Origin of the sequence: Geminocystis sp. CENA526 (assembly GCF_050753365.1) — a bacterium.
Classification (GTDB): domain Bacteria; phylum Cyanobacteriota; class Cyanobacteriia; order Cyanobacteriales; family Cyanobacteriaceae; genus Geminocystis.
This window is the reverse complement of the sequence record NZ_JBLZFY010000137.1, coordinates 1-8,847: the sequence shown is the minus strand read 5'-3', so window position 1 is coordinate 8,847 and position 8,847 is coordinate 1. Positions and strand designations below refer to the sequence as shown.

Annotated in this window: 10 protein-coding genes; 5 read left to right on the top strand and 5 right to left on the bottom strand. The window is 31.8% G+C overall.

Features of this window, described 5'->3' with window-relative positions; genetic code table 11:
• Positions 1 to 355: 355 nt before the first annotated feature.
• Complete coding sequence (locus ACN4EE_RS20835; protein WP_431708428.1) at positions 356 to 982, top strand: GNAT family N-acetyltransferase; 627 nt, start codon at positions 356 to 358, stop codon at positions 980 to 982.
• A gap of 115 nt (positions 983 to 1,097) precedes the next feature.
• Here ACN4EE_RS20835 and ACN4EE_RS20830 read toward each other — a convergent pair whose 3' ends face one another.
• The gene (locus ACN4EE_RS20830) at positions 1,098 to 1,526 is read right to left on the bottom strand and encodes a chemotaxis protein CheW (protein WP_431708427.1); all 429 of its coding nucleotides are present in this window, start codon (positions 1,524 to 1,526) and stop codon (positions 1,098 to 1,100) included.
• Between the two features lie 103 nt (positions 1,527 to 1,629).
• The gene (locus ACN4EE_RS20825) at positions 1,630 to 1,935 is read right to left on the bottom strand and encodes a response regulator (RefSeq protein ID WP_431708426.1); all 306 of its coding nucleotides are present in this window, start codon (positions 1,933 to 1,935) and stop codon (positions 1,630 to 1,632) included.
• A gap of 687 nt (positions 1,936 to 2,622) precedes the next feature.
• Between ACN4EE_RS20825 and ACN4EE_RS20820 the strand changes: the two genes are divergently transcribed.
• Together ACN4EE_RS20820 and moaC are read left to right on the top strand one after the other, a co-directional pair.
• On the top strand, positions 2,623 to 3,363 hold the full coding sequence (locus ACN4EE_RS20820; RefSeq protein ID WP_431708425.1) for a DUF3120 domain-containing protein: 741 nt from the start codon (positions 2,623 to 2,625) through the stop codon (positions 3,361 to 3,363).
• A gap of 265 nt (positions 3,364 to 3,628) precedes the next feature.
• Positions 3,629 to 4,096 carry a cyclic pyranopterin monophosphate synthase MoaC gene (moaC, locus tag ACN4EE_RS20815; protein ID WP_431708424.1) on the top strand — a complete coding sequence of 156 codons (468 nt, stop codon included), beginning with the start codon at positions 3,629 to 3,631 and terminating at the stop codon, positions 4,094 to 4,096.
• 178 nt (positions 4,097 to 4,274) lie between these two features.
• Here moaC and ACN4EE_RS20810 read toward each other — a convergent pair whose 3' ends face one another.
• On the bottom strand, positions 4,275 to 4,745 hold the full coding sequence (locus ACN4EE_RS20810) for a tRNA (cytidine(34)-2'-O)-methyltransferase (RefSeq protein WP_431708423.1): 471 nt from the start codon (positions 4,743 to 4,745) through the stop codon (positions 4,275 to 4,277).
• A gap of 103 nt (positions 4,746 to 4,848) precedes the next feature.
• A complete protein-coding gene (locus ACN4EE_RS20805) occupies positions 4,849 to 6,231 on the bottom strand; it encodes a DUF1800 domain-containing protein (RefSeq protein WP_431708422.1) in 1,383 nt (460 codons plus the stop codon).
• Positions 6,232 to 6,369: 138 nt separating this feature from the next.
• On the opposite strand from ACN4EE_RS20805, the gene ACN4EE_RS20800 reads away from it, so the two are divergent.
• Both ACN4EE_RS20800 and gloB read left to right on the top strand, forming a co-directional pair.
• On the top strand, positions 6,370 to 6,882 hold the full coding sequence (locus ACN4EE_RS20800) for a hypothetical protein (protein ID WP_431708421.1): 513 nt from the start codon (positions 6,370 to 6,372) through the stop codon (positions 6,880 to 6,882).
• A 69-nt stretch (positions 6,883 to 6,951) separates the two neighbouring features.
• On the top strand, positions 6,952 to 7,725 hold the full coding sequence (gene gloB, locus ACN4EE_RS20795; RefSeq protein ID WP_431708420.1) for a hydroxyacylglutathione hydrolase: 774 nt from the start codon (positions 6,952 to 6,954) through the stop codon (positions 7,723 to 7,725).
• Positions 7,726 to 7,779: 54 nt separating this feature from the next.
• On the opposite strand, the gene cydB is transcribed toward gloB, so the two are convergent.
• A complete protein-coding gene (gene cydB, locus ACN4EE_RS20790) occupies positions 7,780 to 8,784 on the bottom strand; it encodes a cytochrome d ubiquinol oxidase subunit II (RefSeq protein WP_431708419.1) in 1,005 nt (334 codons plus the stop codon).
• Between the last annotated feature and the right edge of the window lie 63 nt (positions 8,785 to 8,847).

The following is an 8,847-nucleotide window of genomic DNA, read 5'->3' as shown; positions in this document are numbered from 1 at the left end:
TTTTTTTTGAAATACCTAGCGAGTCACAACAGTCTTTCAGAATTTTTTTTTTGAAATACCTAGCGAGTCACAACAGTCTTTCAGAATTTTTTTTTTGAAATACCTAGCGAGCCACAACAGTCTTTCAGAGTTCATTTTTGAAACACTTAGCGAGTCACAACAATGTTGTTAGGTATTGTTTGTTATATTAAGGAGGCAAGTTGTGAGAGAATAAAATCATTGTGATTAATCCTTTTGATAGATGAAGAAGTATTTAACAGACTATTTTTATTAGTTGAAAAATGACTCAAATGCTTACCTGTTATCTATTACTTATTTCTTAGTTTTAGTTTGTAAATTAGATTGAAAATAACTTATGAGAGAATATCGTTTAGTAATGGATACAAATAGTGAAGATTTCGATCGAGCTATGGTAATATATCGATCGAGTTTTCCAGAAAATGAGCGTTTGCCAGAGAAAAAATTAGCAGAAAAAATCACTAATCAAGAGTTTCAATTATTAGTTAGTTATGAAGAATCGAAAGTAAGTTTCATGGCGATTTTATGCCCTTTAAAAGAAACAAATTTTAGTTTATTGGGATATGTAGCAGTAGCAGAAAACTTGAGAGGGAAAGGCATAGGAGAAGACTTTTTAAAATATTTAGGAAAAGAGTTAAAAGAAAAAGATGAATTTTTGTTATTAGAAGTAGAAAATCCAGCGTCAGGGGATAATCAAGCAACCAAACAAAGACGACTTAATTTTTATCAGAGACTGGGGGCAAAAATTTTAGATAAAGTAAGATTCTTATTACCTAATTTATGGAATGAAACACCTCCTGAAATGCTGTTAATGATTTATCCTTTCTATCCTTTAAACTATATAAAAAGAGAATTAGTAGAAAAATTAATTAATAAGGTTTATGAGGACTTTTATGAACAATATCAGCATCCTAATATCGAACTTTTATGTAAAAATATTCCCGATATAGTTAACCTCATTTAATTTTTTTATCTTCAAGTTTTTTGACAATTTGGCAATATTTAAAAATATCTCCAATCACAATAATTAGTTGAAAAAGAGTTAAAGGCTTTACTAGAAAACAGTAAGATTATTAAAATTAACTATTAAGGCTATTTTGCACATTAGCTAAATTAAGAATAGGTATATCTTCTGTATCAGGAATTATCCCTTGATAATAATTAGGATTAATGTTAATTACAGTATCTCTAAGGGATTTATCTACATCAGAAAAAGTTTTAATTTCTCCTAGTTTTTGCACCACTAAGCCTAAGAAGTTATTGTGCTGAATTTTTGTCAGCAAAATAGTATTTAAAGCAAAATTAGGTAAGTATTGATTAAATAATAAATTTGATAATTCCAATATCCATAAAAAATTACCTCGATGATTTGTTACCCCTAGTAAATTATTATTTACCCCCGGCATAGGGCAAATATCACTATAGTTAATATTGATAACTTCTTGCACTTGATTTAAGGGAATTGCTACTTTTTTTCTTTCGATTAACTCGACAATAAAGTAATCCATAATCTTAATTAATTGATAATTATTTACTAAGATTTGACTTCATTAGAATAGTGATAAATTTGTGAAAAAGTACAGGCAAGATGCCTGTTTTACGGTGGCGAAATTATAAATAACTTTTGACAGTATTGATTAAATCTGTGGGAGAATAAGGTTTAGTTAAATAAGCATTTCCTCCTTGTCTTAATGCCCAAAATTTATCAAAATCTTCGTCTTTTGTAGAAAGAAAAATTATCGGCACTGCTTTATAATTCATTTCTTTGCGAATGTGCCGACAAATGTCTAAACCACTCATATCTGGCATGACAATATCCATAAGAATCAAGTCGGGTTTTTGCCTAACAAACATACTCATTGCCTTAGCTGGTTCAGTAATACTAACAACTTCAAAACCTCCTGCGATTAAAGTCATTTTGACGATGCGTTGTATGGCTTGGCTATCATCGATACAGGCAATCAGGGGTTTTTTTACAGTTTCTAATTCTTGGGGAATATAAAAATTATATTGTTTAAAACCCTGAGATAAAAGATAGTTAAGTCTTTTTCTTTTTCTCGATACACTGGTGGCAAAATGAATTTTTCCTTTGCCTAAATATACTATCTATTGTATATCTCGATCGATGGGATTTATTATAATTAATTTACCTAATATTTTTTTTTCCTAATAAACCCTGTAAAACTTTATAAGAGATTGCTACTACTTGTTTTTCCACATCAAGTACTGTATTTTGCGTCATGGTTATATTCATAAAAATTATACATATTTTGCTTAAAATTTACTGTATTAATTCAATATTAACCTGCTTCCAAAATGAATCTTTTTGGATAAGTTAATCTATCTTTAACCTTGTCTTAATAAAACCTTAAATAGCTAAGAATTTATATATTTTAAACATAGCAAAATTATTGTTTTTTAGTTCGATCGATGTATTCTTAAACACCATAAATAACAAAAATCGCTCTATTGAGTTTAGTCAGATAAATTATCAGTTTCATCTTTCTCTTTTTTTTGTGTCGAATTTATTACCTTTCCCTATTGAGATTTTTCCTGAAAATAATTAAGATAAAGTAACGATAAGTAAAGAAATTTTAAGCAATCTTGTTAAATCATACCCTTTTATCACAGTTAACGACTTTTTTCCCTACCCTGAGAGAGAATTTTTGGCATCTTCTCTTAAGTTGGTGGTGGGATAAACAAAAGCGTCAAAATGTCCTCGTTTTTTTCGCTTCCGCTTTTTTAGTCTCTATTCCCGTTTTCTTTCAAGCGCCTTTAGTCAGGCTTTTTCCAGTTGTCAGTCTCCTGTTAACTTTGCTTTGGATTCAACTCAGTTTTTACCTCAAACGTCAACCTCATACTTATATTTGGGGTGATATGCTATGGGGTTTTAGTTGGAGTTGGCTTTGTGGTTCAATATATTGGGGATGGTTTCGAGAAAATCCTGCTATTCATATTCCCATTGAAGCTATTGGTTTACCTTTTGCTTTGTGGTGTATTTGGAAAGGTTGGGGATTAATCGGTAATTATTTTTATCTCGGCTCGTTGATCGGTACTGCCATTACTGATTTATACTTTTATATAGCTGGTTTAATACCCTATTGGCGTGAATTGATGATTACTGAGCCTACCTTAGTTAAACCTATTCTACAGGCTTCGATCGTGCAAGTCCAGAGCGTCTGGGGTATTAGTTGGGCAGTGTTATTAGCTAATGTTTTATTGGCAATAAGTTTATACGCCTTAGTCAAAAAAGATATTCACTATATCGCCTTTGCAGGTGCGGTTTTAAGTACTATTTTTACTGATGGTTTATTTTTGGTTGTCGCCTATATTGGCGTTGGGTGAAGTAATGAGGAATTAAGAATGAAGAATTAAGAATGAAGAATTAAGAATGCAGAATTAAGAATAGTTTTAGTCGTTAATCAATGACTCAACGTGTAATGAATTATACGTCTAATAGCTACCGTCTGCTAAAGCGACTCTATTCACTATCAACTATTAGACATCTCCAATAATCGGGCTAGAAGCCCGAAATACGGTTTAAAAATCATAATTTTTGGAGAAGTATATTCATTAACTTCAATGCAAACTAGCTTATCAAATGTAATTTATGGCTCAAAATTTATCTCATATTAATAGTGATGGAGAGGTTAATATGGTGGATGTTTCTGCTAAGTCTATTACCCTTCGAGAAGCAGTGGCATCGGGTAAAATAATGATGAAACTCGAAACTTTCCAACAAATTCAACAGGGAAATTCTCCTAAAGGCGATATATTAACAACGGCAAAAATCGCAGGAATTATGGCGGCTAAACAAACATCCTCTTTAATTCCTCTTTGTCATCCTTTACCTTTACATAAAATTTCGATCGAGATTACTCCTGATGAAAGTTTACCCGGTTATAATATCAGTTCGATCGTGAAAACCAAAGCCGAAACAGGTGTAGAAATGGAGGCTTTAACTGCAGTCTCTATCACAGCGTTAACTTTATATGACATGGCAAAAGCCATCGATAAGTCATTAACTATTACTGACATCAAATTGATTAGTAAAACAGGCGGAAAAACACAGAATTAAGAATTAAGAATTAAGAATTAAGAATTAAGAATTAAGAATTAAGAATTAAGAAAGATAAGAATAAGAAGGAATGTAGGGATTTAATATATTAAACCCATCCCCACCAAAAAATATAATTATTTTCTATCTTCCTCTTCCCCCTCTCTTTTCCATCTGTCCACCTCTTATCCTCATCATTTTATGGTTTACTAAGAAGAAGTTGTCCTTGTCGGATGGATTCAAATAAAACCACTGAGACACTGACAGATAAATTTAAACTGCGCACATGAGGACTCGCCATAGTGATAAAACAAGTTAAATCACATTCTTCTAATACTTCAGGAGGTAAACCCTCGGTTTCGCTACCAAACAAAAGCCAGTCATTGGGTTGAAATTGACACTCAAGATAATTTTTCTTTCCCCTAACACTTAAGCCAATTAGTCTTCCGCCTTTTTCTCTCGCTGTTTTAATAAAATGTTGGGGACTTTGATGATATGTTAGTTTAACATGGGGCCAGTAGTCTAAACCTGCTCTTTTTAAATATCGATCGCTAATTTCAAAGCCTAAAGGCGCAACTAGATGTAATTCTGTTTCTGTAGCCGCACAAGTTCGAGCAATATTGCCTGTATTGGGAGGTATTTGAGGATGTACTAAAACAACTTTTGCCATAATTTTTTACAATAATTTTTATCTAATAAACTTCGACTATAATAGACATTTTAAGGAAACCAAGCCCTCACTACTAACCCATTAAAAGTTTTTAAACCAACCCTTAATTATACATCATTTCTGGACTACCTAAAATTAACGCAGATTGTTGTTTTCGATCGACATTTTTCACAGTATTAAGAGTTTTAGTGGATAAAAAATTATCAACTATAGGGATTAATTGATTACTATTAATAGGAGAATTATTATTAACTTTTCCATCAGCTACCAAAGAAGCAAAATTAACTCTATTCATCATAGCAGAAGGACTTAACCACGCTGTTTTTACGTTTTTATAACCATCGGGAGTGACACAATAATAAGGACGCATTTCTAATTCTCTTAAACTGGTAATTACTCGACTAAAATTAGGTTTTGTAATATTGCTGATTCTCAGAACAGAAATAACATATTGATAAGGAGTTTTAAATTTATTACCATAATATTTAATATCCCAAAATTCATCGCTATTAAACAAATTTTGTAAAACAATTTTAATATTTCCTTGACTATCCATAAAACTTTTAGCCAGTTTTTTTACCAAACTATCAGGAGGATTATCCGCTACAAAAAATTGAGCTAATTTATAACTAATATGATTAGCTGTAGAAGGATGATAAGCTAAAATGTCTAAGGCTTGATATACTTCTTCTATGCCCGAACCTTTGATAGTATGTCCTAAGAATTTTTTATCACTATAATCATGTAATTTTTCGTGAAAATAAAATCCATTAGGGTTTTGAGGCGTATTAGGGTTAATAACTCCCCAACCTGTTAAAATACGAGCTAAACTCATCACATCCTCTTGAGTATAACCACCATCAACCCCTAAAGTATGCAATTCCATTAATTCTCTAGCATAATTTTCATTTAATCCTCTATTACCTTTGTTATTGGGATTGACATTTCTATTATTATCCAAATACAATATCATCGATGGATGTTGTGCGGTGGACTGTAATAAATCTCGAAACTTCCCTAAAGCATAAGGTTGTATAGCATTAGTCTCATAATTACTTATTATAAACCGTTGAAGATTAGGTATTTTGTCAATAAAAATATTAAAATGATTAAACCAAAAATCTGTCATTAATTCATTTAATTGATGAAAATTATTAATAGATTTATCAATTTTAAAATCTAGTGTTTTCTGAAGAAAAATTATTCTACTATTTGTCCATAATTTATTTTTTTCAGGAGATAAACCTTTTCTAGTTTTCGTAGGAGATACATAGTTAAGATTATATTGTTTAAAAATCTCTAGTAAGCTGAAATTTAATTCTTCATACTGTTGTTTTTGTACATCAGAAGTTTTAGAGTTTAACTGTTCTTTGATAAAATTATCAATACCTTGTTGACTAATGCTGTTAATATCTTTTGCTGTCATGCCAAAAGTCAGTCGGTTGCTGACGTGAAAAATCTCTTGTTGAGAAGATAAAGAAGCCATTATACTTAAATCTAAACATCGATAAATCTGTTATAACATATAAAAGATGTTTGTTAAAATGACTTATTTCTTTACAAATACTTCACGACAAACATAAATTATAAAAATATTCGATTATTATACTTAGTCTCTGAAATAATGAATTTAATTGCATCTCCTGAAATTTCTTTTGAAGAAGCCATCAATTTAACCGCAGAATTTATTGACAAAATACCCCATTTATCTGATACTGAAAAAAGCTCGATCGTATCTGCTTTAGTATTAAGCGAAAATGGGGCAAGGGGTTTTTTTGTTACTTATTTAACCAGTGAAAATACTATAGTAAATAGTATAGATTTAGCTATTATTCAAGGTTTTAAAAGTTCTCCTGAAATTGTCAGTGAATTGTTAGTTAAAAATGTGGCAATGTCCACTGCTATGAAAATAACTCACACTAGAAATAATAACTTAGAAATGGCTGAAAAATCAGGAATAGTCACTCAAAGAAGTTTAAATTTAATTAAAAATTTATCTCTTTCTGCAATAACTAAAAAAGTTAAAATGTTGATAGATTCGATCGAACTTAAAGAGGGTTTATATCAAGACTTTTTAACAAAATGGGGCTATGATGATGAGCAAAAACAAGCGATAATTGATATATTTAGTGAATAGTTGTTAATTCTTCATTCTTCATTCTTCATTCTTCATTCTTCATTCTTCATTCTTAACGTAATTATTACTATGAAAATTATTAGGATTCCCGTTTTAAGCGATAACTATATATTTCTACTCCATGATATTAATAATAACGAAGTTGCCGTAGTTGATCCTGCGGAAGCTAAACCAGTTTTAGCAGAAATTGAGAAATGCGGGGGCAATTTAGTCGCAATTTTTAATACTCATCACCATTTTGATCATGTAGGGGGTAATAAGGAATTATTAGAACATTATCCTAATGCGGTTGTCTATGGAGGAGAGAAAGATAAAGGTAGGATTCCCCGTCAACAAGTGTTTTTAAAAGAGGGTGATACCGTAGATTTTGCAGGAAGAAAGGCTAATATATATTTTGTACCCGGGCATACCTACGCTCATATTGCTTACTATTTTCCACCCACAGAAGATTCCGACTGGGGGGAGTTATTCTGTGGTGATACCTTATTCGCTGGAGGTTGTGGTAGATTGTTTGAGGGTACACCAACGGATATGGTAAACTCTTTAACGAAGTTTCGTAATTTGCCTGACTCTACAAGGGTATGGTGTGCGCATGAATACACCCTGAGTAATTTAAAATTTGCCATCACGGTGGATGGTGATAATCCTGATTTACAAAAACGCTATGAACAGGTTAAGATCGATCGAACTCAAAATATTGCTACAGTACCGTCTTCGATCGAAATAGAGAAATTAACTAATCCTTTTTTACGGTGGGATAACCCTAAAATTAAACAGGCTATGGGTTTTGAGGAAGCAACTAGGGTTTTTGGACGTTTAAGAGGCATGAAGGATAATTTTTAGGGAGTAGGGAGTAAAAAGTAAAGAGTAGCGGAAAATAGGGAATATTGTTTTAAATTAATTTAAGGTAGTAATTTTTCCTCGAAAAACAAAATAATTATAGATGTTATAAAATAACATAATAGGGATTAAAAACCCAATAAATATTAACATAAAAACAAGAGAGCTAGGAGAAGCAGCCGCTTGATAAATGGTAATACTAGGGGGAATAATATAGGGAAAAACAACTAAAGCTAATCCCAAAAATGTTAACAAGAAAATTAAAATAGTTAAAATAAAGGGTAATTTCTCCTGTTTTTTATTGAGGCTAATTAGTAATAAAGTAACTAAAATTATTCCTAAAATTGGGATAATACTAAACACATAAATAAATGGCACTTGGAACAAACGTTCTCTTGCAAATTGAGAAAATATCGGTAAAACTGTTGTAATTGCGATCGCACCTAAAAGAGTCGTAACCGTAGCAAGTTTAGCGGTTTTAAAGTGAGTTTCCTGCAACTTACCAGAGGTTTTCATGATTAAATAACAAGAGCCAATTAAAACATAACCTTGAATGAGAGTCAAGGCAATGACGACACTACGCCAATTTAACCAATCCCATGTAGTGCCAATAAAATGTCCACTCACATCGACTTTGATACCCTCAATCACACCTGCTAAAGCAAAACCCTGCCCTAAAGTTGCGACAAAACTACCAATACCAAAAGCATAATTCCAAAAAACTTTATTCTCAGCATTTTCCCGAAACTCAAAGGATACGGTGCGAAAAACTAAGCCGATAACCATAATCATAATGGGAATATAAAGTGAGCTTAAAATAGTAGCATAGGCAAGGGGAAAAGCACCAAATAGACTACCTCCCATTAAAATTAACCATGTCGCATTGGCATCCCAAACGTTACTTAAACTTGTCATGAGAATACCTCGCCTTTCTTCCGAAGATGACGTTAAAGAGAGGATTCCTACCCCTAAATCGAAGCCATCTAACATAACATACATAAACAAAAATAAGGCTAAAATGCCAAACCATACCAAAGGCAAAAACGAATTTAGTGATTCCATGATGAATAGTTGTAAATGATAAATAGTTGATTGAGAGGGGAAGAGGGGGAAGAGGGGGAAGAG

Bases quoted from the DNA above. Each gene is read 5' to 3' on its own strand.
- cydB (WP_431708419.1), bottom strand. From the start codon at position 8,784: ATGGAATCACTAAATTCGTTTTTGCCTTTGGTATGGTTTGGCATTTTA.
- moaC (WP_431708424.1), top strand. From the start codon at position 3,629: ATGGCTCAAAATTTATCTCATATTAATAGTGATGGAGAGGTTAATATG.
- ACN4EE_RS20805 (WP_431708422.1), bottom strand. From the start codon at position 6,231: ATGGCTTCTTTATCTTCTCAACAAGAGATTTTTCACGTCAGCAACCGA.
- ACN4EE_RS20830 (WP_431708427.1), bottom strand. From the start codon at position 1,526: ATGGATTACTTTATTGTCGAGTTAATCGAAAGAAAAAAAGTAGCAATT.
- ACN4EE_RS20825 (WP_431708426.1), bottom strand. From the start codon at position 1,935: ATGACTTTAATCGCAGGAGGTTTTGAAGTTGTTAGTATTACTGAACCA.
- ACN4EE_RS20835 (WP_431708428.1), top strand. From the start codon at position 356: ATGAGAGAATATCGTTTAGTAATGGATACAAATAGTGAAGATTTCGAT.
- gloB (WP_431708420.1), top strand. From the start codon at position 6,952: ATGAAAATTATTAGGATTCCCGTTTTAAGCGATAACTATATATTTCTA.
- ACN4EE_RS20810 (WP_431708423.1), bottom strand. From the start codon at position 4,745: ATGGCAAAAGTTGTTTTAGTACATCCTCAAATACCTCCCAATACAGGC.
- ACN4EE_RS20800 (WP_431708421.1), top strand. From the start codon at position 6,370: ATGAATTTAATTGCATCTCCTGAAATTTCTTTTGAAGAAGCCATCAAT.